The sequence below is a fragment of the Agromyces sp. NPDC056389 genome, from assembly GCF_042262385.1.
GTDB lineage: Bacteria > Actinomycetota > Actinomycetes > Actinomycetales > Microbacteriaceae > Agromyces.
This window is the reverse complement of the sequence record NZ_JBHJPN010000002.1, coordinates 612,606-637,695: the sequence shown is the minus strand read 5'-3', so window position 1 is coordinate 637,695 and position 25,090 is coordinate 612,606. Positions and strand designations below refer to the sequence as shown.

Annotated in this window: 25 protein-coding genes, 1 tRNA gene and 1 riboswitch; of the genes, 20 read left to right on the top strand and 6 right to left on the bottom strand. The window is 70.4% G+C overall.

Annotation, left to right across the window (positions count from 1 at the left end; all coding sequences use genetic code 11):
- Positions 1-89: 89 nt before the first annotated feature.
- Together ACFCVM_RS15960 and ACFCVM_RS15955 are read right to left on the bottom strand one after the other, a co-directional pair.
- The gene (locus ACFCVM_RS15960) at positions 90-581 is read right to left on the bottom strand and encodes a CoA-binding protein (RefSeq protein ID WP_374191138.1); all 492 of its coding nucleotides are present in this window, start codon (positions 579-581) and stop codon (positions 90-92) included.
- Between the two features lie 140 nt (positions 582-721).
- Positions 722-2,017 (bottom strand): O-acetylhomoserine aminocarboxypropyltransferase/cysteine synthase family protein, encoded by a 1,296-nt coding sequence (locus ACFCVM_RS15955; RefSeq protein ID WP_375837586.1) that lies wholly within the window; start codon positions 2,015-2,017, stop codon positions 722-724.
- A gap of 102 nt (positions 2,018-2,119) precedes the next feature.
- Here ACFCVM_RS15955 and ACFCVM_RS15950 point away from each other — a divergent pair, with 102 nt between their 5' ends.
- The 6 genes from ACFCVM_RS15950 (at position 2,120) to ACFCVM_RS15925 (ending at position 5,745) form a co-directional block, all read left to right on the top strand.
- The gene (locus ACFCVM_RS15950; RefSeq protein WP_375837584.1) at positions 2,120-2,419 is read left to right on the top strand and encodes an antibiotic biosynthesis monooxygenase family protein; all 300 of its coding nucleotides are present in this window, start codon (positions 2,120-2,122) and stop codon (positions 2,417-2,419) included.
- 78 nt (positions 2,420-2,497) lie between these two features.
- Positions 2,498-2,562, top strand: a riboswitch (guanidine-III (ykkC-III) riboswitch).
- A gap of 12 nt (positions 2,563-2,574) precedes the next feature.
- The gene (locus ACFCVM_RS15945; protein WP_375837583.1) at positions 2,575-2,901 is read left to right on the top strand and encodes a DMT family transporter; all 327 of its coding nucleotides are present in this window, start codon (positions 2,575-2,577) and stop codon (positions 2,899-2,901) included.
- Positions 2,902-3,075: 174 nt separating this feature from the next.
- The gene (locus tag ACFCVM_RS15940; protein ID WP_375837581.1) at positions 3,076-3,507 is read left to right on the top strand and encodes a hypothetical protein; all 432 of its coding nucleotides are present in this window, start codon (positions 3,076-3,078) and stop codon (positions 3,505-3,507) included.
- Entirely contained in the window at positions 3,501-3,752 is a 252-nt protein-coding gene (locus tag ACFCVM_RS15935; RefSeq protein ID WP_375837579.1) for a helix-turn-helix transcriptional regulator, read from the top strand. The genes ACFCVM_RS15940 and ACFCVM_RS15935 overlap by 7 nt, the downstream gene beginning before the upstream one ends.
- Positions 3,749-4,783 carry an NAD(P)-dependent alcohol dehydrogenase gene (locus ACFCVM_RS15930; RefSeq protein ID WP_375837577.1) on the top strand — a complete coding sequence of 345 codons (1,035 nt, stop codon included), beginning with the start codon at positions 3,749-3,751 and terminating at the stop codon, positions 4,781-4,783. The genes ACFCVM_RS15935 and ACFCVM_RS15930 overlap by 4 nt, the downstream gene beginning before the upstream one ends.
- Complete coding sequence (locus tag ACFCVM_RS15925; protein ID WP_375837575.1) at positions 4,744-5,745, top strand: NAD(P)-dependent alcohol dehydrogenase; 1,002 nt, start codon at positions 4,744-4,746, stop codon at positions 5,743-5,745. The genes ACFCVM_RS15930 and ACFCVM_RS15925 overlap by 40 nt, the downstream gene beginning before the upstream one ends.
- Positions 5,746-5,770: 25 nt before the next feature.
- On the opposite strand, the gene ACFCVM_RS15920 is transcribed toward ACFCVM_RS15925, so the two are convergent.
- A complete protein-coding gene (locus ACFCVM_RS15920; protein ID WP_375837573.1) occupies positions 5,771-6,751 on the bottom strand; it encodes a YeiH family protein in 981 nt (326 codons plus the stop codon).
- A gap of 90 nt (positions 6,752-6,841) precedes the next feature.
- Here ACFCVM_RS15920 and ACFCVM_RS15915 point away from each other — a divergent pair, with 90 nt between their 5' ends.
- On the top strand, positions 6,842-7,978 hold the full coding sequence (locus tag ACFCVM_RS15915; RefSeq protein ID WP_375837571.1) for an epoxide hydrolase family protein: 1,137 nt from the start codon (positions 6,842-6,844) through the stop codon (positions 7,976-7,978).
- Positions 7,979-7,996: 18 nt separating this feature from the next.
- Here the strand turns inward: ACFCVM_RS15915 and ACFCVM_RS15910 are convergent, their stop codons facing one another.
- Entirely contained in the window at positions 7,997-9,691 is a 1,695-nt protein-coding gene (locus tag ACFCVM_RS15910; protein WP_375837569.1) for a dolichyl-phosphate-mannose--protein mannosyltransferase, read from the bottom strand.
- Between the two features lie 51 nt (positions 9,692-9,742).
- Between ACFCVM_RS15910 and rsmI the strand changes: the two genes are divergently transcribed.
- The 11 genes from rsmI (at position 9,743) to ACFCVM_RS15855 (ending at position 21,478) form a co-directional block, all read left to right on the top strand.
- On the top strand, positions 9,743-10,567 hold the full coding sequence (gene rsmI, locus ACFCVM_RS15905) for a 16S rRNA (cytidine(1402)-2'-O)-methyltransferase (protein WP_375837647.1): 825 nt from the start codon (positions 9,743-9,745) through the stop codon (positions 10,565-10,567).
- A gap of 114 nt (positions 10,568-10,681) precedes the next feature.
- Positions 10,682-11,794, top strand: coding sequence for an NADP-dependent oxidoreductase (locus ACFCVM_RS15900; protein WP_375837567.1), 1,113 nt, complete (start codon positions 10,682-10,684; stop codon positions 11,792-11,794).
- 9 nt (positions 11,795-11,803) lie between these two features.
- The gene (gene metG, locus ACFCVM_RS15895) at positions 11,804-13,363 is read left to right on the top strand and encodes a methionine--tRNA ligase (protein WP_375837565.1); all 1,560 of its coding nucleotides are present in this window, start codon (positions 11,804-11,806) and stop codon (positions 13,361-13,363) included.
- 22 nt (positions 13,364-13,385) lie between these two features.
- The gene (locus ACFCVM_RS15890) at positions 13,386-14,294 is read left to right on the top strand and encodes a TatD family hydrolase (RefSeq protein ID WP_375837563.1); all 909 of its coding nucleotides are present in this window, start codon (positions 13,386-13,388) and stop codon (positions 14,292-14,294) included.
- Positions 14,291-15,163 (top strand): 16S rRNA (adenine(1518)-N(6)/adenine(1519)-N(6))-dimethyltransferase RsmA, encoded by an 873-nt coding sequence (gene rsmA / locus ACFCVM_RS15885; RefSeq protein ID WP_375837561.1) that lies wholly within the window; start codon positions 14,291-14,293, stop codon positions 15,161-15,163. The genes ACFCVM_RS15890 and rsmA overlap by 4 nt, the downstream gene beginning before the upstream one ends.
- A gap of 20 nt (positions 15,164-15,183) precedes the next feature.
- Complete coding sequence (locus ACFCVM_RS15880) at positions 15,184-15,756, top strand: hypothetical protein (RefSeq protein WP_375837559.1); 573 nt, start codon at positions 15,184-15,186, stop codon at positions 15,754-15,756.
- A gap of 9 nt (positions 15,757-15,765) precedes the next feature.
- Positions 15,766-16,698 carry a 4-(cytidine 5'-diphospho)-2-C-methyl-D-erythritol kinase gene (locus ACFCVM_RS15875; protein ID WP_375837557.1) on the top strand — a complete coding sequence of 311 codons (933 nt, stop codon included), beginning with the start codon at positions 15,766-15,768 and terminating at the stop codon, positions 16,696-16,698.
- Positions 16,699-16,724: 26 nt separating this feature from the next.
- Positions 16,725-18,575, top strand: a complete 1,851-nt coding sequence (locus tag ACFCVM_RS15870) for an ABC-F family ATP-binding cassette domain-containing protein (protein ID WP_375837556.1) — start codon at positions 16,725-16,727, stop codon at positions 18,573-18,575.
- 183 nt (positions 18,576-18,758) lie between these two features.
- Positions 18,759-19,673 (top strand): MetQ/NlpA family ABC transporter substrate-binding protein, encoded by a 915-nt coding sequence (locus ACFCVM_RS15865; protein WP_375837554.1) that lies wholly within the window; start codon positions 18,759-18,761, stop codon positions 19,671-19,673.
- A gap of 117 nt (positions 19,674-19,790) precedes the next feature.
- Positions 19,791-20,819: a methionine ABC transporter ATP-binding protein gene (locus ACFCVM_RS15860; RefSeq protein WP_375837552.1), complete on the top strand. Its 1,029-nt coding sequence runs from the start codon at positions 19,791-19,793 to the stop codon at positions 20,817-20,819.
- Entirely contained in the window at positions 20,819-21,478 is a 660-nt protein-coding gene (locus ACFCVM_RS15855) for a methionine ABC transporter permease (RefSeq protein WP_375837551.1), read from the top strand. Before ACFCVM_RS15860 ends, ACFCVM_RS15855 begins: the two co-directional genes overlap by 1 nt.
- 63 nt (positions 21,479-21,541) lie before the next feature.
- Here the strand turns inward: ACFCVM_RS15855 and aztD are convergent, their stop codons facing one another.
- Both aztD and ACFCVM_RS15845 read right to left on the bottom strand, forming a co-directional pair.
- The gene (gene aztD, locus ACFCVM_RS15850) at positions 21,542-22,786 is read right to left on the bottom strand and encodes a zinc metallochaperone AztD (protein ID WP_375837549.1); all 1,245 of its coding nucleotides are present in this window, start codon (positions 22,784-22,786) and stop codon (positions 21,542-21,544) included.
- Between the two features lie 110 nt (positions 22,787-22,896).
- Positions 22,897-23,388, bottom strand: a complete 492-nt coding sequence (locus ACFCVM_RS15845; protein ID WP_375837547.1) for a MarR family winged helix-turn-helix transcriptional regulator — start codon at positions 23,386-23,388, stop codon at positions 22,897-22,899.
- Between the two features lie 132 nt (positions 23,389-23,520).
- On the opposite strand from ACFCVM_RS15845, the gene ACFCVM_RS15840 reads away from it, so the two are divergent.
- Together ACFCVM_RS15840 and glmU are read left to right on the top strand one after the other, a co-directional pair.
- Positions 23,521-23,592: transfer RNA gene (locus tag ACFCVM_RS15840), tRNA-Gln, on the top strand.
- 54 nt (positions 23,593-23,646) lie between these two features.
- On the top strand, positions 23,647-25,089 hold the full coding sequence (gene glmU / locus ACFCVM_RS15835) for a bifunctional UDP-N-acetylglucosamine diphosphorylase/glucosamine-1-phosphate N-acetyltransferase GlmU (RefSeq protein ID WP_375837545.1): 1,443 nt from the start codon (positions 23,647-23,649) through the stop codon (positions 25,087-25,089).
- Position 25,090: the final 1 nt, after the last annotated feature.

The following is a 25,090-nucleotide window of genomic DNA, read 5'->3' as shown; positions in this document are numbered from 1 at the left end:
ACGAGTCCCGCCGGTCGCGCGGCGACCGGGTCGGCTCAGCGGCGGACGGCCGATGTCCGTTCGCCGCTGGGCCGGCTCGTGTCCGTCGCTCAGCGAACGGTCTTGCGCGCCGTGATCTGGCCGGTGTCGAAGCCGAGCAGGTGCAGGCCCCCGTGGAAGCGGGCGTGCTCGACCTTGATGCAGCGGTCCATGACGACGGTGAGCCCCTGCTCCTCGCCGTAGTACGCGGCCTCCTGGTTCCAGATGCCGAGCTGCACCCAGATCGTCTTCGCGCCCGAGGCGAGCACTTCGTCGACGACCTGCGGGATGTCGGAACCGCGGCGGAACACCACGACGATGTCGGGCACCTCGGGCAGGTCGGCGAGGCTCGCGTAGGCGGGCTGGCCGAGGATCTCGGTCTCCATGGGGTTCACGAAGTACAACCGGTAGTCGCTCGACTGCTGCAGGTACGTGCCGACGAAGAAGCTCGAGCGCTGCGGCTTCGGCGAGGCGCCGACGATCGCGACCGACTTCGCTGCGTTCAGGATCTTCAGCCGCTGCTTCGCATCGGGCCCGGTCCAGGTGCGCTGCGACTTCAGCAGCCTCGCGAGCGGCGAGCTCGCCGGGAGTTCGCACGAGAGGCCGTTGACGAGGCGCACGGTCTCGAGATCGCCGGTTTCGAGGGCAGCGGATGCCGCGCCATCCGTCGCGCTCAGCGCTGCCGTGCTCGTGGCCTGCGTGGTCATCGTGCTGCTCCCGTCGCGATCGTGAGGGCCTGGTCGAGGTCGTCGATGATGTCCTCGACATCCTCGATGCCGACCGACAGTCGCACAACCCCCGGCAGGACGCCTGCGTCGACGAGCTGCTGCTCGGTCAACTGCGCGTGGGTGGTCGATGCGGGGTGGATGATGAGCGTCTTGGCGTCGCCGATGTTGGCGAGGTGGCTCGCGAGGTTGACGTTCTCGATGAGGGCCTGGCCGACGGCGCGGCCGCCCTTCACCTCGAAGCTGAACACCGAGCCCGGGCCCTTCGGCAGGTACTTCAGCGCCCGGTCGTGGTGCGGGTGGCCGGGCAGGCCCGCCCACAGCACGCGCTCGATGCGCGGGTCGCTCTCGAGCCACTCGGCGACGACACGGGCGTTGTCGATGTGCGCCTGGATGCGGTACGGCAGGGTCTCGACGCCCTGCGCGAGCAGGAACGCCGAGTGCGGCGCGAGCGCGGGGCCGATGTCGCGCAGCTGCTCGGCGCGGAGCCGCGTGAGGAACGCGTACTCGCCGAAGTTGCCCGACCACTGGAGTCCGCCGTAGCTCGGCACGGGCTGGCCGAAGAGCGGGAACTTCTCGGAGTGCCAGTCGAAGCGGCCCGACTCGACGACGACGCCGCCGAGCGTGGTGCCGTGTCCGCCGAGGAACTTCGTGGCGGAGTGCGTGACGATGTCGGCGCCCCACTCGATCGGTCGGTTCAGGTACGGGGTCGCGATCGTCGAGTCGACGATGAACGGGATGCCGTGCGCGTGCGCGACGTCGGCGAGCGCCTCGAGGTCGGCGATCTCGCCCGAGGGATTCGCGATGGTCTCGACGAACAGGGCCTTCGTCTTGTCGGTGATCGCGGCGGCGTAGTCGGCGGCGTCGGCGGACTGCACGAACGTCGTCTCGATGCCGAAGCGGCGCAGCGTGACATCCAACTGGGTGATCGAGCCGCCGTAGAGGTTCGCCGAGGCGACGATGTGGTCGCCGGTGCCCGCGAGGCTCGCGAAGGTGATGTACTGCGCCGAGAGGCCGCTCGCGGTGGCGACGGCGCCGAGGCCGCCCTCGAGGCTCGCGACGCGCTCCTCGAAGCTCGCAACGGTGGGGTTCGCGAGGCGCGAGTAGATGTTGCCGTACTTCTGCAGGGCGAACCGAGCTGCAGCGTCGGCCGTGTCGTCGAAGACGAAGGCGCTCGACTGGTAGATCGGCAGCGCACGGGCGCCCGTCACCTGGTCGGGGATGTTGCCCGCGTGGATGGCGCGGGTCTTGAAGCCGTATTCGCGGTCTGCCATGCGGCAACGCTACTGCGGGCGGCCACCCGCACCGCCCGGCGTCGTAACGCAGGGCAACGGATGGCGCGCAGGGGAATGCGCCCGACGCGCTACCGTGGGCCCGTGATCCTCGAACACGCACTGCTGCCCGTCGTCCCCGGCCACGAGGCCGACTTCGAAGCGGCGTTCGCCGAGGCGAAGGCGATCATCGCCGGCATGCCCGGCTTCATCGAGTTGCAGCTCTCGCGCTCGATCGAGACGCCGAACGAGTACCTGCTGCTCGTGCAGTGGGAGAGCGTCGAGGCCCACGAGGTCGGGTTCCGCGGATCGCCCGAGTACGGCCGCTGGCGAGAGCTGCTGCACCGGTTCTACGATCCGTTCCCGGTCGTCGAGCACTTCGCGGAGGTCGCTCGCGTTGCATGACCCGAGCAGATGACGCGCGCCGCGGCATCCGCTCGATCTGCTGCACAGTGCCTGCCCAGCCCCGGTTGCTAGCATCATCTCAGGCCGCCGACTGCGGCCCCGGACGAGGGATCAGTACCCGGAACGCGACAAGACTGGCCACGGGAGTGAACAACATGGCCTGGGTCATCCTCATCGTGTCCGGCGTGCTCGAAGCCGTCTGGGCCACCGCGCTCGGCAAGTCCGAGGGCTTCACGAAGCTCTGGCCGTCGGTCGTCTTCTTCGGTGCACTCGCGCTCTCGATGGCGGGCCTCGCCTGGGCGATGCGCGACATCTCCACGGGCACCGCCTACGCGGTCTGGGTCGGCATCGGCGCGGCGCTCACCGTGATCTGGGCGATGATCACGGGCGACACGGATGTCTCGTGGCTGAAGATCGTCCTGCTGTTCGGGCTCGTCGGCTGCGTCGTCGGCCTCAAGTTCGTCGACGGCGGCAGTCACTAGGCCCGCCGATCGCACTCGCTGAACGCGCGGCTCGGATCTCGAGTCGCGCGTTCGTCGTCCGATGCGGGTTCGACGTCTGGTGCGGGTCCGACGGATGTAAAAAATCATTGACATGATGTCGCCTGCGCTTTACATTGGGATGTAAACAATCTTTGACACGCAAGGGAGACGGCCATGTCGTACGAGGAGAAGGGCACGTGGGTCTACCTCGTGGTCGCCATCGTGGGCAGCACGGTGTACCTCTCGCTCGTGCTGCCGCAGCTGTTCGGCGGCACCGCGGCCGCGCAGATCGACTACGTGCCGGCCATGCTCTGGGTGATCGGCGGCGCGATCGTCGCCTCGATCGTCGGGCGCATCCTCGTCGAGATCCTCTCGCCGAGCGAGAGCACGCGAGGTGACATCCGCGACAAGGAGATCGACCGGCTGGGGGAGCGCGTCGGCAGCTCGTTCGTCGTGATCGGCGCCCTCGGGGCGCTCGTGCTCGCGATGTTCGATGCCGACGGGTTCTGGATCGCGAACACCGTCTACCTGTGCTTCGTGCTCTCCGCCGTCGTCTCGAGCATCACCAAGCTCGTCGCCTATCGCAGGGGAGTACCGGCATGGTGAAGCCCACGAGGGTCACGAACGAGATCCGCTCGCTGCGGTTCAGGGCCGGCGAGATGACCCAGGCCGAGCTCGCGAAGCGTCTCGGGGTGACCCGTCAGACCATCATCGCCATCGAGCAGGGGCGCTATTCGCCCTCGCTCGAGATGGCCTTCCAGCTCGCGCGGATCTTCGGGGTGCCGCTCGACGACGTCTTCCAGTACCCCGAACACGACGCGGCAACGGACGCGGAGGAGTCGGCATCATGAGAATCGCAGTCTACGAACGGTACGGCCCGCCCGAGGTGGTGCACCTGCAGCAGGCCGCCGATCCCGAGATCGAAGCGAACGAGGTGCTCGTACGGGTCGAGGCGAGCACGGTCGGCCCGTCCGACAGCGCCGGGCGCAGCGGTACACCGCGCTTCGCCCGCCTCTTCTTCGGACTCACGAGACCGAAGCATCCCGTGCTGGGGTCCGACTTCGCCGGCGTCGTCGAGCGCGCGGGCGCCGACGTGACCCGATTCGCGCCGGGCGACCGCGTCTTCGGCACGCTCGCGCCGGCGATGGGCGCGCACGCCGAGCTGGTGAAGATCGCCGAGGACGCGCCGATCGCGCACATCCCCGGCGGGCTCGACGCGGCCGAGGCCGTCGCAACGGTCGACGGGTTCCTCACGGCCCTGCCCTTCCTCCGCGATCTCGCCGAGTTGGCGCCCGGCCAGGTCGTGCTCGTCAACGGGGCGTCCGGCACGGTGGGATCTGCGGCGGTGCAGCTCGCGAGGCACTTCGGCGCGACGGTCGTCGGCGTGTGCAGCACCGCGAACGCGCCGCTCGTCGCATCGCTCGGCGCCGACCGCGTGATCGACTACACGAGCGAGGACTTCGCCGAGGCGCGCGGCGCCTACGACGTGATCTTCGACGCGGTCGGCAAGCGCTCGTTCGGCGCGGCCCGGCGCGCGCTCACGCCCCACGGCATCTACCTCACCACGGTGCCGTCGGCGGCGATCATGGTGCAGTGGCCGGTCACACGCTGGGTCAGCCGCGGGCGGCGGGCGGCGATCGCCTTCACCGGACTCCGCGACATCCGGCTCAAGGCGACGGAACTCGCCCTGCTCGTCGAACTCATCGACGCGGGGGAGTTCGTGCCGGTCATCGATCGCATCGTCGCCATCGACGACATCGCGGAGGCGCACCGCCGCGTCGACACCGGGCACAAGGTCGGCAGCGTCGTGGTCGCGGTGTCGCCGGCGGCATCCTCGTCGTCATGGTCTCCGTCGCCGTCACCGAAGCGGGCCGCAGCATGAGGGCGGTCGTGCAGCACCGCTACGGCGGCCCCGACGAGCTCGCGCTCGCCGAGGTCGATGCGCCGGAACCCGCGGCCGACGAGGTCCTCATCCGCGTCGCGGCGGTCGCCGTCAGCATGGGCGACGTGCTGCTCATGCGCGGCGAACCGCGGGCGGTGCGACTCGCCTACGGCCTCCGGCGGCCGAAGCGGTCGATCATCGGCCGGGATGTCGCGGGCGAGGTCGTCGCGGTCGGCGCCTCCGTCACGCGGTTCGCGGTCGGCAACGCCGTCTTCGCCGAATCCGATCAGGGCGGCTTCGCCGAGTTCGTCGCTGTGCCCGAGCGTTTCGTCGCCGCCCGACCGACCTCGGTCGACGCCGTGCACGCCGCCGCCGTCGTGGTCTCGGGTACGACGGCCCTGCAGGGCCTGCGCCTCGCGGGTGTCGCCCAGGGCCGGCATGTGCTCGTCAACGGAGCCTCGGGCGGTGTCGGCGGATTCGCCGTGCAGCTCGCGAAGGCGGCGGGCGCCGAGGTGACCGGGGTCTGCCGCGGCGCGAAGGCCGAGCATGTGCTGGCGATCGGCGCCGACCATGTGATCGACTACACGGCCGAGGACTTCACCGCGAACACCGGCCGCTACGACATCGTGTTCGATCTCGTCGCCGACCACGCCCTCGGTCGCGTGCGTCGCTCCCTCGCGCCGCGCGGCACGCTCGTGCTGTCGTCGGGCCGCGGCGGCACGGTGCTCGGGCCGATGAGTCGACTGGCCGCGGCATCCGTCATCTCGCCGTTCGTGTCGCAGCGTCTCCGGCCGCTCGCGGCGGTGCGCAGCGGCGACGACCTCGCCGAACTCGCGCGGCGCATCGACGTCGGCGAGGTGCGTCCGGTCGTCGACCGGGTGTTCCCGCTCGAGCAGGCTGCTGCGGCGGTCGCCATGCTGGAGTCGGGCGAGGTGCGCGGCAAGATCGTCATCGCGGTGTGACGGGCGACCGAGCGGGCGTCGCGGCTCAGCCGAGCAGCACGGCGCCGTAGGCGAGCCCCGCGACGAGCACCCACGAGGTGAGGCCGACGACGAGGGCCCGCCACCCGGTGCTCGCGAGCTCGCCGAGACGGATCGAGGCGCCGAGCGCGAAGAGGGCCATCGCGAGCACCGCCGTCTGCAGCGCGTCGGCGCCCGTCAGCACCCACTCGGGCAGCGGCACGAAGGTGTTCAGCAGCACGGCGGCGAGGAACCCCGCCACGAAGAGCGGCACGATCGCGGGGCGAGGGCCCTCGACCTCGACCGCCCGTCGCCGCTCGACCGCGACGGTGATCGCGACCATCGGGGCGAGCATGAGCACCCGGGTGAGCTTGACGACGACGGCAACGGCGAGCGCCGCCGTGCCGGCGATCTGCGCGGTGGCGACCACCTGGCCGACGTCGTGCACGCTCGCACCCACCCAGTGCCCGAACTGCACGTTCGAGAGCCCGAGCGGATGCCACAGGGCCGGCAGCACCGCGATCGCGAGGGTGCCGCACAGGGTGACGAGGGCGACCGGCACGGCCTGCTCCTCATCGCGGGCACGCACCGCGGCGCCCATCGCACCGATCGCCGATGCCCCGCAGATCGAGAAGCCGCTCGCGACGAGGAGCGGCTGGTGGCCAGGCAGGCCGAGCGCCCGGCCGAGGCCGATCGTGCCGACGAAGGTGAGCACCACCACGGTGATCGTCGTCGCGATCGTGATCCAGCCGAGCGACGCGATGTCGACGAGGCTGAGCTTCAACCCCAGCAGCACGATGCCGATGCGGAGCAGCCGACGGGCGGCGACCCGCATGCCCGGCGCGAGGGTGCCGCCGAGGCTCGGCCGAAGTGCCGGGATCTGCCCGACGACGATGCCGAGTGCGACCGCGGCCGTCAGGAGCGGCACGGCGGGGAAGGCCAGGTGCGCGAGCCACGCGATGAGCGCCGCGGATGCCGCGACGACGAGTCCCGGCAGCAAACGTCGCACCGCACAACGGTATCCGACGCGGACGCCGACGCCGGTATCGATCGGCGAGCTCCCGGGCCGATCGTCGGCGGTCGGCGGTAGCGTCGCCGCATGGAGCCGTTCAAGGTCGACATCGCCGACGACGTGCTGATCGACCTGCGCCGACGCATAGCCGGGCGCCGGCTCCCGCCGCCGACGCCGGGGGTGCCGTGGTCGGCCGGCACCGATCCCGCCGAGCTCGAACGCCTGCTCGCCTACTGGGGCGGTGCCTTCGACTGGCGTGCGGTCGAGCGCCGACTGAACTCGGTGCCGCAGTTCAGCGCCGATGTCGGCGGCGGCCGCGTGCACTTCGCCTGGATCCGCGCGGAGCGGCGCGACCCGGCGCCGGTGCCGATCATCCTCAGCCACGGCTGGCCGTACACCTTCGCCGAGATGCTGCCGATCGTGCCGTACCTCGTCGACCCCGTGCGTCACGGCGGCACGGCGGGCGACGCCTTCGACGTGGTCGTGCCGTCGCTGCCCGGTTTCGGGTTCTCGGATGCCCCGGGCGAAGCGCAGTTCGTCGCGAACGAGATCGCCGAGCGATGGCATGCGCTCATGCACGACGTGCTCGGCTACGAGCGCTACGCGAGCTACGGCGAAGACGTCGGCACGTGGATCAGCGATTGGACGGCGGCGCTGCATCCGGAGTCGGTGCTCGGACTCTTCGCGACCCACGCCGCGTTCCCCTCGGTCGAACGGCGCGCCGATCCCACCGAGGAGGAGCTCGCGTTCCGGGAATGGCTCGATGCGAAGTGGCTCGGCGAGTCGGCCTACAGCGATCTGCAGTCGACGAAGCCCGACACCCTCGCCGCGGCGTTGAACGACTCGCCCGCTGGGCTCGCCGCGTGGCTCGTCGAGAAGTTCCGCACCTGGAGCGGCGGCGACGACGCGTACCGGGCCGCGTGGAGCGACGACGACGTGCTCACGACGATCACCCTCTATTGGGCGACGCAGAGCATCGGCACCTCGTTCCGCGCGTACTACGACGATCGGTTCGACACCGCGCCGATGCCGCCGGTCGAGGTGCCGGTGGGCGTGGCCGTGCAGTACGGCGAGCGCGGGTTCCCGCAGAGCTACGCCGCACGCACCTACCGCGACATCCGCGACTGGCGGCAACTGCCGAGCGGCGGGCACTTCACCGTCAAGCAGTCGCCCGCGCCGGTCGCCACCGCGATGCGGGAGTTCTTCCGGCCGCTCCGCGACTGACGCCCGCCGGCCGACGCGTCATCCCCAGCTCGGCAGCCAGAAGTGCAGCTGGCGGAACGTCGGCACCACGGGAACACCAGACCAGATCGGGAAGAAGAACGCCGAGACGGCCAGTACGAAGCCGAGGTAGATCACGACGGTGGCGATGCCGCGCTCGCGTCGCCAGTACGGGTCGTCGCGCCGACCGAGCACGAGCCCGATGACGAAGACGAGCGCGAGCACCATGAAGGGTTCGAACGCGATCGAGTAGAACTGGAAGACCGTGCGGTTCAGGTAGCCGAGCCACGGCAGGTACCCCGCCGCGAGCCCGACGAGGATCGCCCCGACCTGCCACTCGCGGTACCGCACCAGCCGGTAGGCCAGGTAGAAGCACGCCGCCGCCGCCGCCCACCAGATGAGCGGATTGCCGACCTCGATGATCGACGACCAGCACGTGTCGGCGCCGCAGCCCCCCGAGCCGTCCTCCGTCGAGGAGAAGTACATGTTCGTCGGGCGGATCATGAAGAGCCAGGTGAGCGGATTCGACTGCCACGGATGGGGGCTGTGCACGCCGACGTGGTAGCCGTAGGCCGCCTCGTGGTAGTGCCAGAGGCTCTGCAGGGCGAGCGGAACCCACGAGAACATCCCGGTCGCGGCGTTGCCCGCCTCTTCGGCCCAGTGCCGGTAGTAGCCGCCGTCGGTCACGAGCCACCCCGTCCACGACGCGAGGTACACGACGGCGGCGACGGGCACGAGGAGCAGGAACGTGACCGGACCCTGTTTCAGGATCGACGCCGACAGCCAGAAGGGGACCCCGGCACGGCGGCGGGCGACCGCGTCGACGATCACGAGGTAGATGCCGAACGCGGCGAGGAACCAGAGGCCCGACCACTTCACCGCGCTCGCCGCGCCGAACGCGGCGCCGGCGGCCACCACCCACGGGCGGGCCCAGAGCGCCGGCCCGTAGTGCGGCTCGCGGCCCCAGGCGCGGGCTTCCTCGAGGCGGCCTTCGAGCAGGCGGTTCGATCGGCTGCGGTCGAGCAGCACGAACCAGAACCCGAGGAGCGAGAAGAGCATGACCCAGTTGTCGAGCAGTGCGACGCGCGACATCACGATCGCGTTGCCGTCGACCGCGAACAACAGGCCGGCGATGACCGCGAGCATCGTCGACGCGAACAGGCGGCGAGCGATGAGCGTCATCAGGAAGACGGCGATCGTGCCCGCGAGCGCGGTCGAGGCGCGCCACCAGAACGCGTCGCCGGCGCCGAAGGCGGCCATGCCGAGCGAGATCATCCACTTGCCGAGCGGCGGATGCACCACATAGGAGGGGGCGTCGTTGAAGACACCGGTGTCGCCCGCCGCGAAGTCGGCGTCGGCGCCCTCGGGCCAGCTCGACTCGTAGCCGTTCTGCAGGAGCGTCCACGCGTCCTTCACGTAGTACGTCTCGTCGAAGACGATCGCCTGCGGATGCCCGAGGTTCCAGAACCGCAGCACCGCGGCGATGAGCGTGACGAGGATCGGTCCACCCCAGTACCAGAGCACGCGCCGGCGGGGGGTCGACAGCACCCGTGCCCACCAGTCGTCGAGGCGTGTGCCCCGGCGCTCCTCGACCGGATCGTCGATCTCGTCGGTCTCGTCGGTCTCGGCGGCGACGGCGTCTGCCGGTTCGTCGTGAGCGGATGCCTCGCCGATGCGTTCATCGCGCGTCTCGGCGGCGCCCGGCTCCACTCCCATGGGCCAACCCTAAACGAGTCCGGCCGACGGGCTGGTGTCATGCTTGAGACCATGATCATCCTCGCGGCGACGCCCATCGGCAATCTCGGCGACGCTTCCGCCCGTCTGCGCGACGCCCTCGAGGCGGCGACCGTCATCGCCTCCGAAGACACCCGGGTGACGCAGCGACTGCTCGCCGGCCTCGGCATCGAGAACCGTCCGAAGCTCGTCGCCCTGCACGAGCACAACGAGCGGCAGAAGGCGGCCGAGCTGGTCGAGCTCGCTCGCGACACCGACCTGCTCGTGCTGAGCGACGCCGGCATGCCGACCGTGTCGGACCCCGGGTTCCCGCTCGTGGCAGCGGCCGCCGAGGCCGGAGTCGAGGTCACCGCGCTCCCGGGGCCGTCGGCCGTGATCACCGCGCTCGCCGTGTCGGGGCTGCCGACCGACCGCTTCGCGTTCGAGGGGTTCCTGCCGCGCAAGGCGGGTGAACGGAGCCGGCGCCTCGCCGAGCTCGCGGGCGACCGCCGCACCCTGCTGTTCTTCGAGGGGCCGTCGCGGCTCGCCGCGAGCCTCGCCGCGCTCGCCGAGGCGTTCGGGCCCGACCGGCCCGCCGCCGTCTGCCGTGAACTCACGAAGATGTACGAGGAGGTGCGTCGCGGCCCGCTCGGGGAGCTCGCGGCGTGGGCCGAGGCCGGGGTGCGCGGCGAGATCGTGATCGTGGTCGGGGGCGCAGCAGAGCAGGAGGCGAACCCCGAGAACGCGCTCGCGCGAGTGCTCGAGCTCGCGGCATCCGGCACCCGGTTGAAGGACGCGGCCGCGCTCGTCGCCGCGGAGAGCGGCCTCAGCACCCGCGATCTCTACGAGGCGGCGCTGCAGGCGCGGAAGCGAGGCTGAGTCGGGCAGGGCGCCGGCCCCTCTTACCGGGAGCGGGCGCCCCGTGTCCAGCCCTGTCGGAATCCACCCGGCAGGCGGAGAATGGCAGTACCCGGAGAGCGGTGGAGGTGCGAGATGTCTCACGACCCGACTCACGACCTGGCTCACGTCGTCCGATTCTCGGAGCACGGAGGACCCGAGGTGCTCGAGGTCGTCGAGGAGCCGATGCCGGTTCCGGGCGAGGGAGAAGTGCTCGTCGCGGTCTTCGCGACCGGGCTGAACCCCGTCGAGAGCTCGATCCGGCGCGGCGACCATCCCGATCGCTGGCCCGTGACCTTCCCGTCGCTGCAGGGTCGCGATCTCGCGGGAGTCGTCGCCACGACCGGCCCCGGCGTGTCGTCGTTCTCGCACGGCGACGAGGTCATGGGATTCGTCGATCGCGGCGCCCATGCGACCCACGTCGTCGTGCCCGAGACGCAACTGCTGACGAAGCCGCCCGAACTCACCTGGGAGGTGGCGGGCTCGCTCTACGTGGCGGGCACGACCGCATGGACGGCCGTCGAGGGGCTCGCGCTGGGGCCGTCCGACACGGTCGTCATCACGGCGGCGGCGGGCGGCGTCGGATGCCTCGCGGCCCAGTTCGCCCGAATGCGGGGCGCAACCGTGATCGGCACGAGCATCGAGACCCGCTTCGACTTCCTGCGGCAGTTCGGCGTGCTGCCCGTCGCGTACGGGCCCGACCTCGCCGAGCGTGTACGGCCGGTCGCTCCCGGGCCGGTCACCGGTTTCCTCGACTTCCTCGGCGGCGAGACCGACGCGGCGATCGCGCTCGGCGTGCCGCGGGCGCGGATCCTCACGGTGCTCGATTGGGATGCCGTGCAGGAGGAGGAGGCGGTCAAGCTCTACGCCGGCGACGTCGTGGCGCTCGGACGCGTCGCCGCGCTCGTCGCGGCGCGGCGGGCGCGGCTGCCCATCGCCGACATCTTCCCGCTCGAATCCGTCGCCGACGCCTATCGGGCGCTCGACCGGCGCGAGGCGCCCGGAAAGATCGTGCTCGGCATGCGGGTCGTCGGCTACGCCGGCCAGAAGGTGCACGAGCCCGCGATCAAGGAGCAGGACGTGACGCTCGGCGTGCCGACCCCGCACGAGCACATGGAGGTGGAGGAGGCGGTGCCCCCCGCCATCCTCGACGGGAGCGTTCGTCGGCGCCGGCGTAACCGGGACTCCGGGACATCCGGTCGCCCGTAGGATTGGGGGATGGCCGACGGCTCCTCGTTCTATATCACCACGCCCATTTTCTACGTGAATGACGTGCCCCACATCGGGCACGCCTACACGGAGGTCGCTGCCGACGTGCTCGCACGCTGGCACCGCCAGGCGGGCGACGACACCTGGATGCTCACGGGTACCGACGAGCACGGCCAGAAGATCCTGCGCACGGCGACCGCGAACGGCGTGACGCCGAAGCAGTGGGCCGACAAGCTCGTCGCCGAGGCGTGGATCCCGCTGCTCGAGACGGTCGACATCGCCAACGACGACTTCATCCGCACCACTGAGGCGCGGCACGAGCAGAACGTGCAGAAGTTCCTGCAGAAGCTCTACGACGACGGCCACATCTACACCGGCGAGTACGAGGGCTACTACTGCGTGGGCTGCGAGGAGTACAAGCAGGCCTCCGACCTCGTTGCGGGCACGGGCGAGTACGAAGGTCAGCTCGTCTGCGCGATCCACTCGAAGCCCGTCGAGCTGCTGCACGAGAAGAACTACTTCTTCCGCATGTCGGCGTTCGCCGACAAGCTCCTCGCCCTCTACGAGGAGCGGCCCGATTTCGTGCAGCCCGAGTCGGCGCGCAACGAGGTCGTCTCGTTCGTGAAGTCGGGCCTCGCCGATCTGTCGATCTCGCGGTCGACGTTCGACTGGGGCGTGAAGGTGCCGTGGGACGAGTCGCACGTCGTCTATGTGTGGTTCGACGCGCTGCTGAACTACATCACCGCGGCCGGCTACGGCGAAGACGACGCCGAGTTCGCGCGGCGCTGGCCCGCCCAGCACATCATCGGGAAAGACATCCTGCGCTTCCACGCCGTGATCTGGCCCGCGATGCTGCTCGCCGGCGGCCTCGAGGTGCCGAAGGGCGTCTTCGCCCACGGCTGGCTCCTCGTCGGCGGCGAGAAGATGTCGAAGTCGAAGCTCACGGGCATCGCCCCCGAGCAGATCACCGAGACGTTCGGCTCCGACGCCTTCCGCTACTACTTCCTGCGCGCGATCGCGTTCGGCCAAGACGGCTCGTTCTCCTGGGAGGATCTGGCGGCGCGCTATCAGGCCGAGCTCGCGAACGGCTTCGGCAACCTCGCCTCGCGGGTGATCGCGATGATCACCCGCTACTGCGACGGCGCCGTACCGACCGCCGGCACGCTGACGGCCGCCGACATCGAGATCGCGGGCGTCGAGCGCCGGGCGACGGATGCCTCGTGGCAGGCGATCGACCGACTCGCGATCCACGAGGCGATCGGCGCAGCCTGGGAGCTCGTCGACGCCCTCAACGGCTACCTCACGATCGAGGAGCCGTGGACGCTCGCGAAGGACCCGGCGCAGCGCGACCGACTCGAGACGGTGCTCGCCACGGCGTACCACGGCCTCGGCACCCTCGCCGTGCTGCTCTCTCCCGTGCTGCCGGTCGCGACGGCGAAGCTCTGGACCGCGCTCGGCGCCCCCGGCACCGTGCAGGGGCAGCGCATCGATCAGGCGGACTCTTGGGCGACCGGCACGCAGGTCGCGCCGCTCGAGGCGCTCTTCCCACGTGTCGAGGTGGCCGAATGATGCGGTTCGGAGCAGCAGCGGCGTGAGCGACCCCTCGCCCGCACACCTCCGCACCCGCTCAGACGGCGGCCGTGCCGCCGAGTACCCGCCGGCGCCCGAGGCGCTCCCCGTGGCCGTGTACGACAACCACACGCACCTCGAGATCGCCGACGGCGCGCTGCCCATCGACGTGCACGAGCACCTCGAGCGCGCGGCATCCGTCGGCATCGCCGGTGCCGTGCAGGTCGGAACTGATGTCGCGACGTCGCGCTGGTCGGCCGAGGTCGCGGCGGTCGAGCCGCGGCTGCTCGCCGCCGTGGCGCTGCATCCCAACGAGGCGCCCGAGCTCGAGGCCGCGGGCACGCTCGACGAGGCCCTCGCCGTGATCGACGAGCTCGCCGCGCGCCCGCGCGTGCGTGCGGTCGGCGAGACCGGGCTCGACTTCTTCCGCACCGGCGAAGGCGGGCGGGGCGCGCAGTTCCGTTCCTTCGAGGCCCACATCGACATCGCGAAGCGGCACGGGCTCGCCCTGCAGATCCACGATCGCGACGCGCACGACGACGTCGTCGAGACGCTGCGCCGGGTCGGCGCACCCGACCGCACGGTCTTCCACTGCTTCTCGGGCGGCGAGGAGCTCGCGCGGCTCGCCGCCGACGAGGGCTGGTACCTCTCGTTCGCTGGCAACGTCACGTTCAAGAACGCCGAGAACCTCCGCGAGGCGCTCCGGGTCGCCCCGCGAGACCGCATCCTGGTCGAGACGGATGCCCCGTACCTCACGCCCGTCCCGCTCCGCGGCCGCCCGAACGCCCCCTACCTCGTGCCGCACACGGTGCGATTCATGGCCGAGGTGCTGGGGACCGACCTCGACGAGTTCTGCGAACAGCTCGCGGCGAACACGGTGGCGGTGTACGGCTCGTGGCAGGATGAGCCCGTGATGGGGGCGACGGCGTGAACGCGCATCGACACGCGGCCGAGGGTGCCGAGACGGAGCCGCGCCTGCTGGGGCCGGCGGAGATCCGCGATCTCGCGCAGCTGCTCGATGTCACGCCGACGAAGAAGCTCGGCCAGAACTTCGTGCACGATGCGAACACCGTACGCCGTATCGTGCAGACCGCGGGCGTGCGCTCGGGTGAGACGGTGCTCGAGATCGGGCCCGGCCTCGGCTCGCTGACCCTCGGGCTGCTCGAGGCCGGCGCATCCGTCATCGCCGTCGAGATCGACAAGCGCCTCGCCGCCCAGCTGCCGCACACCGCCGGCATCATGCAGCCGGGGACCTCGCTCACGGTCGTGACTGAAGACGCGATGCGCGTCACCGAGCTGCCCGGCGACCCCGTGCGGCTCGTCGCGAACCTGCCGTACAACATCTCGGTACCGGTGCTGCTGCACCTGCTCGAGCACTTCGACTCGCTGCAGTCGGGCATCGTCATGGTGCAGGCCGAGGTCGGCTACCGGCTCGCCGCCGAACCCGGTTCGAAGGTCTACGGCGCACCGAGCGTCAAGGCGGCCTGGTACGGCGACTGGCGCACGGCCGGTCAGGTCTCGCGCATGGTCTTCTGGCCGGTGCCGAACGTCGACTCCGTGCTCGTGGGTTTCGAGCGGAGGGATGCCCCGGGAACCGAGGCCGAGCGCCTCGCCACCTTCGCCCTCGTCGATGCCGCATTCCAGCAGCGACGCAAGATGCTGCGGCAGTCGCTCTCGACGGTGCTCGGCGGGGGATCGGCGCAGGCGACGGCCGTGCTCGAAGCCGCCGGGGTCGACCCGCAGGAGCGCGGCGAGCAACTCACCGTCGCCGACTTCCTGCGCATCGCCCGCGCGGCCTGATCACGCGCTAGCGTGGTGCCGTGGGGACGCAGGGCACGGGGAAGGACGCCGTCGGCGGCAGCGTCGACGGCGTCGGCGACGACGCGGTCGTCAGCGCGACCGGGAAGTCGCGTGACGAGTGGTTCGCGCTGCTCGACGCGGCGGGCGCAGCAGAGTGGAAGCACCAGGCGATCGCGACCTGGCTCGTGCGAGACCAGGGCGTCGACTCGTGGTGGGCTCAGGGCATCACCGTCGGGTACGAGCAGGCACGAGGCATCCGCCTGCCCGGTCAGCGGCAGGACGGCACGTTCGAAGTGAGCGTCACGCGCACGATCGCGGGCGACGTCGAGCCGGCGCTCCGCGCGCTCGTGGCGGTCGTCACCGCACGGACCGGTGTCGAACCGCTCGCCCTGAACCTCGCGGCGAAGTACCCGACCGCCCGATTTCCGCTCGAGGGCGGCGAGTTCCTGCTCGCGTCGGCGTCCGCGCGCAGCGCAGGGAAGACGTCGATCGGGCTCGTGCGCGGGCGGCTGCCGAACGGCGACGACCTCGCCGAGGTCAAAGCGACCCTGCGCAGCTGGCTCGGCGCAGTGACCGTCGAAGCGGTCGGTTAGCGTGGAGTCATGACGATCGCGGCGACCGACGAGGCAGTGCACGTTCGGGCACCCGGCAAGATCAACCTCTTCATGCGGGTCGGCGCGGTGCAGGCCGACGGCTACCACGACGTGGCCACCGCGTACCAGGCGGTCTCCCTCTACGAAGACGTGCGCGCCTGGCCCGACGACCGGTTCAGCGTCTCGTTCGGCGGCAGCGTCGACACCTCGGGGCTGCCGACCGACCGCTCGAACCTCGCCATCAAGGCTGCGAAGCTCCTCGCCCGCACCGCGGGCGTGCCGGGCGGCGTGCACCTCGAGATCGAGAAGCACGTGCCGATCGCGGGCGGCATGGGCGGCGGATCGGCGGACGCGGCTGCTGCGCTCGTGGCCTGCGACGCGCTGTGGGACACCGCGCTCTCCAAGGAGGAGCTGCACGCCCTCGCCGCCAAGCTCGGTGCCGACGTGCCGTTCGCCCTCTCGGGCGGCACGGCGATCGGCACGGGCCGCGGCGACCAGCTCAGCCCCGCGCTCGCGACGGGGTCGTTCCACTGGGTGCTCGCGGTCGCGGAGTTCGGGCTGTCGACGCCCGCCGTGTACCGGGAGCTCGACCGCCAGCGGGAGTCGCGGCTCGGACTCGTGCACGACGGCACGGCGCCCGTCGTCGATGCCGCGGTGCTGCAGGCGCTCCGCGCCGGCGACGCCCACCGCCTCGCAGCGTCACTGCACAACGACCTCCAGAGCGCGGCACTGAGCCTCGCACCGGGCCTCGGCGGCATCCTCGACCTCGGCGCCGCCCACGGGGCGCTCGCCGGTCTCGTCTCGGGGTCGGGTCCGACCATCGCGTTCCTCGTCGACGACACCGATTCGGCGCTCGAACTGCAGGTCGCGCTCTCGGCCGCACGCCTGCACGCCGTGCACGTGCACGGGGCGGTGCACGGGGCGCGCATCATCTCGGGCTGAGCGACTGCAAGTAGGCTCAGGGGGACATGGCACATCTTCTGGGCGCCGAGCGCCTGCACCTCGAATTCCCGACGCGCGTCGTCTTCGACGAGGTCACCCTCGGCATCGACGAGGGCGACCGCATCGGCGTGGTCGGCCGCAACGGCGACGGCAAGTCCACGCTCCTGAAGCTCCTCGACGGTCGGCTCGCGGCCGATGGCGGCCGTGTCACGCATCGCCGCGGCATCCGCATCGGCACGCTCGACCAGTCCGACGTCGTCGACCCCGGCAAGACCGTCGCCGAGTTCGTCGTGGGCGGCATCGAGGAACACGTCTGGGCGGGCGACGCGAAGGTGCGCGACGTCATCGCCGGCCTCCTGGGCGACGTGCCGTGGCACGGGCAGATCGCGAGCCTCTCCGGCGGTCAGCGCCGCCGTGTCGGCCTCGCGGCATTGCTCGTCGGCGATTGGGACGTCGTCTTCCTCGACGAGCCGACCAACCACCTCGACGTCGAGGGCATCGCCTGGCTCGCCGGGCACCTGAAGCGTCGCTGGCCGGCCGACTCCGGCGCGCTCGTCGTCGTGACCCACGACCGCTGGTTCCTCGACGAGGTCTGCACCGCGACCTGGGAGGTGCACGACGGCATCGTCGAGCCGTTCGAGGGCGGCTACGCGGCCTACGTGCTGCAGCGCGTCGAGCGCGACCGCTCCGCCGCGGCATCCGAGGCGAAGCGCCAGAACCTCATGCGCAAGGAACTCGCGTGGCTGCGTCGCGGCGCCCCGGCGCGCACCTCGAAGCCGAAGTTCCGCATCGACGCGGCGAACGAGCTCATCGCGAACGAGCCGCCCATTCGCAACAAGGTCGAACTCGACCGGCTCGCAGTCTCGCGGCTCGGCAAGGACGTCGTCGACCTCATCGACGTCTCGGTGCAGTTCCCGATGGTCGACCCCGTGACCGGAGAGCCGGCGACCCGCACGGTGCTGCACGACGTCGAATGGCGTATCGCGCCCGGCGAGCGCACCGGCATCCTCGGCGTCAACGGCGCCGGCAAGTCGACGCTGCTGGGGCTCGTGACGGGTGCCGTCGAGCCCACGAGCGGCCGGGTCAAGCGGGGCAAGACGGTGCGCATCGCAACCCTCAGCCAGGAGCTCAACGAGCTCACCGAGTGGGCCGACTCGAGAGTCTCCGCGGTCGTCGCCGAGCAGCGGTCGAGCTATCAGGTCGGCGACAAGGAGATGACGCCCGGGCAGTTGCTCGAGCGCCTCGGCTTCACGACGGCGCAGTTGTCGACGCCCGTCAAGAACCTCTCGGGCGGCCAGAAGCGTCGCCTGCAGTTGCTGCTCATCCTGCTCCAGGAACCGAACGTGCTCATCCTCGACGAACCGACCAACGACCTCGACACCGACATGCTCGCGGCCATCGAGGACCTGCTCGACTCGTGGCCGGGCACGCTGCTCGTCGTCTCGCACGACCGCTACCTCATCGAGCGCGTCACCGACCGCCAGTTCGCGATCCTCGACGGGCACCTGCGCGACCTGCCACGGGGTGTCGAGCAGTACCTCGAGCTGCGCAGGGCATCGGATGCCGCGTCCGCCGCGACTCCGGTGGCATCGACGACGTCGCAGCCTGCTGGAGCGGCCACTGCGGCGACCGGGGGAGCGGGGAGCTCGCTCGCAGGCGCCGACAAGCGCAACGCAGAGAAGGAGCTCGCCTCGATCGATCGCAAGCTCGAGAAGCTGTCGGCCCAGATCGCCGCGCAGCACGAGAAGCTCGCGGTGCACGACCAGGGCGACTACGTCGGCCTGGCGGCACTCGGCGACTCGTTGCGCGAGCTCGAGGCAACCGTCGCCGACCTCGAAACGCGTTGGCTCGAAGTTTCCGAGTCATTGGAGGCCTAGCGTCGCAGAAGCTGTGACGCACTGTGACTCTGGCGTCGAGCAGGCAAAGATTCTTCGCCTAGCGTTGTTCATGCACCCGCGATCGCGGCATCGAAGCCCCCACCGTCAACAACTGTGGCGGAGCCATGCCTGCTCCACGCCAACAGCACCCGATCGCGTGCAATACAGCGAAAGGGAACCACCATGTCACGTCAGCACCCGTCCTCCCGTCAGTCGAAGCTCATCGCCGCACTCGCCGCAGTGCCGCTCGTCTTCGGTCTCGCCTCCTGCGCCACTCCGGCTGCCGGTGAGGGCGACGCCGCGAACGAGGTCATCAAGATCGGCGTCGTCGGCAAGGCCGATCCCCAGTGGACCGCCTTCGAAGAGGCCGCCGCCGACGAAGGCATCGAGATCGAACTCGTCGACTTCACCGACTACGCCCAGCCGAACCCGGCGACCACCGAGGGCGAGCTCGACCTGAACCAGTTCCAGCACATCGTCTACCTCGCCGACTACAACGTGTCGGCCGGCGAAGACCTCGCGCCCATCGGCTCGACCGCGATCTACCCGCTCGGGCTCTACTCGACGAAGTACGACTCGGTGAAGGACATCCCCGAGGGCGAGACCGTCGCCGTGCCGAACGACGCCTCGAACCAGGCGCGCGCACTCCTCGTGCTGCAGTCGGCCGGCCTCATCGAGCTGAAGAGCGGCGGCACGATCTTCTCCGACCTGGCCGACGTCGACGAGTCGGCGTCGAAGGTCAAGGTCACCGCACTCGAGGCCTCGCTCACGCCGACCTCGCTGCCCGACCTCGCCGCCGCCGTCATCAACAACGACTTCGTCGCCGACGCCGGCCTCACCTTCGAGGACGCGATCGCGCAGGACGACCCGTCCGACCCGAACGCGCTGCCCTACGTCAACATCTTCGCCACGCGCGCCGAAGACAAGGACAACGCGACGTACAAGAAGCTCGTCGAGATCTTCCAGACCGACCCCGAGGTGCAGGCCGGCCTCCTCGAGGCCTCCGGCGGCACCGGCGTCCCGGTGCAGACCCCCATCGCCGACCTCGAGAAGTCGCTCACCAAGGTCGAGGCCGACACCAAGGCATTCAAGGGCTGATCTCCCGAGTTCCGACCGGAGCGATCCGGCTCAGCTCTCGCGATCGACCACCCGCCGACGGGCGGCGGGCACCGACTCCGGTGCCCGCCGCCCGGTTCGGCGTTGAAGGAGAACACCATGGCGCTCGTCGCCCTGCGCAACGTCACCAAGACGTACCCTGCGCCCGAGAAGGGCGCCCCGCCGGTCGTCGCGATCGACGGCGTGACCCTCGAGGTCGAACCCGGTGACGTGTACGGCATCATCGGCTACTCGGGTGCCGGAAAGTCCACGCTCGTGCGGCTCGTGAACGCACTCGAACCCGCGACCTCGGGCTCGATCGAGGTCGACGGCCGGGAGATCACGACCATGCCCGAGCGCGAGCTCCGCAGCATCCGGCTCGGCATCGGCATGATCTTCCAGCAGTTCAACCTCTTCAACTCGAAGACGGTCTGGGCGAACATCGCCTATCCGCTGACGGTCGCGGGTGCGTCGAAGAGCGAGGTCGCGGCTCGCGTCGCCGAACTGCTCGAGTTCGTCGGCCTCACCGACAAGGCCAAGAACTACCCCGACCAGCTCTCGGGAGGGCAGAAGCAGCGCGTCGGCATCGCCCGTGCGCTCGCGACCTCGCCGCGGCTGCTGCTCGCCGACGAGGCGACGAGCGCGCTCGACCCCGAGACGACGCAGGAGGTGCTCACCCTGCTGAAGCGAGTGAACCGCGAGTTCGGGGTCACCATCATCGTCATCACGCACGAGATGGACGTCATCCAGTCGATCGCGACGAAGGTCGCCGTCATGGACGGCGGCCGCGTGATCGAGCACGGCGACGTGTTCGACGTCTTCTCGAACCCGCAGAACCCGTCGTCCCAGCGCTTCGTCGGCACGGTCGTGAAGGGCATCCCGTCGCCCGCAGAGCTCGACGTGCTGCGCGAGCGCCATGAGGGTCGCATCGTCACGATCTCGTTCCGAGACGGCGACGCCTCGCAGGCCGCGGTCTTCGTCGCCCTCGCGACCGCCGGGGTCGAGTTCGAGCTCGTCTACGGCGGCATCAACGACATCCAGGGCCGGGCGTTCGGTCACCTCACGCTCGCGATCAGGGGCACGGATGCCGCAGTCGACGCGGTCCTCGCCGAGATATCCTCCCGCGTCGACGTGACGGAGGTGTCGTGATGGATCGCCTGTTCGATCTCGGCTCCGAGTTCTGGGTCGCTGCCGTCGAGACCCTCTACATGGCGAGCCTCACGCTGCTCATCGGCGGGCTCGGCGGGTTGCTGCTCGGCCTGGTGCTCTACACGACGCGGCCGGGCAGCCTGCTGTCGAACCGAGCGGTGTTCAACATCGTGAACGTCGTCATCAACTTCTTCCGTCCGATCCCGTTCATCATCTTCATCGCCGCCGTGCAGCCGCTGTCGCGACTCGTGATCGGCACGGGCATCGGCAATGACGCGCTCATCTTCGCGCTCTCGATCGCAGCCTCGTTCGCGATCGCCCGCATCGTCGAGCAGAATCTGCTCACAGTGTCTCCCGGCGTGATCGAGGCGGCACGGGCGATGGGTGCCGGTCCGTTCCGCATCCTCCGAACGGTCGTCGTCCCCGAGGCGCTCGGCCCGCTCATCCTCGGCTACACCTTCGTGCTCGTCGCGATCGTCGACATGACCGCCATGGCGGGTTTCATCGGTGGCGGCGGGCTCGGCAACTTCGCTCTCGTCTACGGCTACCGCCAGTTCGAGCCGGCCATCACCTGGGCGGCGGTCATCATCATTGTCGTGTTCGTGCAGGGCGTGCAGTTCCTCGGCAACTGGCTCGCTCGCAAGGTCATGCGCCGATAGCGGCGCACGGATGCCGCCGAGTGCCATCGCTCGGCGGCATCCGCTGCGCTCACGCAGCCCGGCTCATTCGCCGACGGTCGACAACTCGATCGGCACGTGCGGCAGCTCGGCGCTCGCCGTGATCTCCCCGGACTCGAGGTCGACGACACGCACCGTCGACGTCGCCGGGTCGGTGACGTACGCGCGGTGCGCGTGCGTCTCGAGCGACGGACGCGCCTGCTGCCAGTCGATCGGCTCCGTCCACGCGGCGACCACCTCGATGCGCTTCGTCACCGTGCCCGTCTCCGGGTCGATGACATGGATCGCCCCGTCCGTGCCGAGCACCAGCGCTTCGCCGTGCGGTCCGCGGGCGAGCGAGCGGAACGTGTAGCTGGTGCCGAGGTCCACGAGTCGCAGCGTCGCGGCGTCGGTGTCGATGAGGCTCACCCGTTGCGGGCGCTCGAGTTCTGCCTGGGCGTCGACCTTGTAGTCGCCGAGCACGATCGCCGACTCGGGGGAGCCGGCCTGGTTGCCGATGCGGCCGTAGGCGTCGGGCGAGGCGACCTTCGTGAAGACACCGTCGCGGTACAGCACCGCGCCGTTCTCGCAACCGATCACGACGACGTCGTCGGCGGCGACGGTCTCGCCGTGCACGCCGGGGCAGTCCTCCGTGCGGGCGATCTCGGCGCCCGAGGAGTCGAGCGCGACCGCGCCCGTTCGGAGCTCGCTCGTTCCGATCGTCGTCAGCAGGCCGCCGCCGTCGAGTGCGACCGCGACGCCATGGTGCGCGTCGGGGCCCTCGTAGGTGGTCGAATCGGCGTCGCCCCCGACGAGGGCGGCGGGGTCGAAGAGCTCGACGCGTCCGGTGCCGTCGGCGAAGAGCGCGGTCGTGCCGGCGTGCGTCGTGACGTGTCCGGGGTGCTCGGCCGCGAACTCGAGGTCCGTGAGCTCGGGGGCCTCGGCGTAGTAGTGCGCGTGGTCGCCGTGCCGCTCGATCGTCACTCCGGTATCGAGCACGCGGAACGCGTCATCCGTCGACACCACGACGTGGCGCTCGTCGCCGGCAGGATTCAGGCGCAGGAAGCCGCCGAGCGGCACCTCGTCGACCGGCTCGAGCGAGTCGCCCTCGAGCAGGAGGAGCCCGCCGTCATAACTCACGACGACGCGCGGCGCGCTCACCTCCGTCGCGGTCGCGTGGTCGTCGGATGAGGCGGGGTCGCTCTCGTCGTCGGCGCCGGCCGAGCTCGAGCAACCGGCCAGGGCCAGCGCGAGGACGGGGGCCGCGACAGCGGCGAATCGGAGAGGGGATCGTCTCTTGAGTGTGTTCACGCCGTCACCGTATCGTTAATGATAATCATTATCAAAACTGTGCGTGAGTCGGCACGGACTGAGTCGGCATGGACTCAGCCGGCATGGACTGAGCCGATGGAGGGCAGGTCTCAGTCGAACCCGAGGCTGAGCTTGCGCAGCAGCCCGGCGAGTCGCTTCTGCTCGGCGGCCGGGAGGCTGCGGAGCAGCTCGGCCTCTGCGTCGACGAGTCGCGTGATGGCGGCGTCGACCCGCGTGAGCCCGGCGGCGGTCATCTCGACGAGGATGCCGCGACCGTCGTTCGGGTCGGTCTGCCGGTTCACCAGCCCGCGCTCGACGAGCCGGTCGATGCGGTTCGTCATCGTGCCACTCGAGACGAGCGTCTGCTGCAGCAGCTGCTTGGGGGAGAGCCGGTACGGCGTGCCCGCGCGGCGCAGGGCGGAGAGCACGTCGAACTCCGACGACTCGAGCTCCGAACGGGCGAACGCCTGACGCCGCGCACGGTCGAGGTGCTTCGAGAGCCGCGCGACGCGCGAGAGCACCTGCAGCGGCGAGAAATCGAGGTCGGGGCGCTCGCGTTCCCAGTCGTCGACGATCCGGTCGACCTCGTCAGCATCGGTCATCCCGTCATTATCCCGTGACCGCGCGGGGTGCCGTGGCAGAAGTCGCCGGATGCCTCGAAGCGTCAGTGGGCTCATGGGCGACCGCCCGCTCATGGCAGACTGGTTGTCGCGCGCGGCCACGCGCCCGCGCGATCCGCCATAGTGTAACGGCAGCACGGCAGCCTTTGGAGCTGTTCGGTCCAGGTTCGAATCCTGGTGGCGGAGCCGGAACGCCCGCCCGATCGATCCCACAGACCGCACCGATAGGAATCCGCGCGAATGACCGACCAGAACCTCGCCATCATCGTCCTCGCTGCAGGCCAGGGCACGCGCATGAAGTCCGCGGTGCCGAAGTTGCTCCACCCGCTCGCGGGCGCCCCGATCGTCGCGCACGTGCTCGCGACGGCGCGGGCGCTCGACGCCGTGCACATCGTCGCGGTGGTGCGGCACGAGCGCGACCTCGTCGCCACGGTCGTCGAGCGCGAACTGCCGGGCACGATCATCGTCGACCAGGACGAGATCCCCGGCACGGGCCGCGCCGTCGAGCAGGCGCTCGCCGCGCTCCCGGCGGACTTCGACGGGGAGGTGCTCGTGCTGAACGGCGACGTGCCGCTCCTGAACGCCGACACGCTCGCCGCCTTCCTCGAGCAGCACCGTGCGGATGCCGCCGAGGCATCCGTGCTCTCGGCCGTCTACGACGACCCCTCCGGCTACGGACGTGTCGTGCGCGACGCGGCCGGCCTCTTCGACCGCATCGTCGAGCAGAAGGACGCGACCGCCGACGAGCGCGCCATCGCCGAGATCAACGCGGGCATCTACGCATTCGGTGCGGCGGCGCTCCGCGACCAGCTCGCGAACCTCACGACCGACAACGCCCAGGGCGAGAAGTACCTCACCGATGTGATCGGCCTGCTGCGCGCCGCCGGCTCCGAGGTGGAGGCGGTTCCCGTCTCCGAGCCGTGGCTCGTGGCGGGCATCAACGACCGCGCGCAGCTCTCCGAGACGGCGGCCCGCCTGAACGCCCTCATCGTGCGCGGCTGGCAGCTGAACGGCGTCACGATCGAAGACCCCGCAACGACCTGGATCGACCTCGCCGTGCGCATCGAGCCCGACGTCACGATCCGCCCCGGCACGCAGCTCAAGGGGGCGACGCTCATCGCCACCGGCGCGCTCGTCGGCCCCGACACGACGCTCGTCGACTGCGAGATCGGCGAGAACGCCGAGGTGAAGCGCACCGACGCCACCCTCGCGGTCATCGGCGCCGGGGCCGCCGTCGGGCCGTTCTCCTTCCTGCGACCGGGCACGGTGCTCGGCGCCGACGGCAAGATCGGCGCCTTCGTCGAGACGAAGAACGCGAACATCGGCGAGGGCAGCAAGGTGCCGCACCTCAGCTACATCGGCGACACGACGATCGGCGAGCACTCGAACGTCGGTGCCGGTTCGATCACCGCCAACTACGACGGCGTCGACAAGCACCGCACCGAGATCGGCTCGCATGTGCGCACCGGCTCGCACGGCGTCTTCGTCGCGCCCGTTAGGATTGGGGACGGCGTCTACACGGGCGCCGGCACGGTCGTTCGCAAAGACGTCCCCGCCGGAGCACTCGCCGTGAACGTGGCGCCGCAACGCAATATCGAGGGATGGGTCCAGACGCATCGCGCCGGCACTGCGGCTGCTGAGGCAGCCGCCGCCGCCGAGACGACGGGCCCCGCTGCCGACTGAC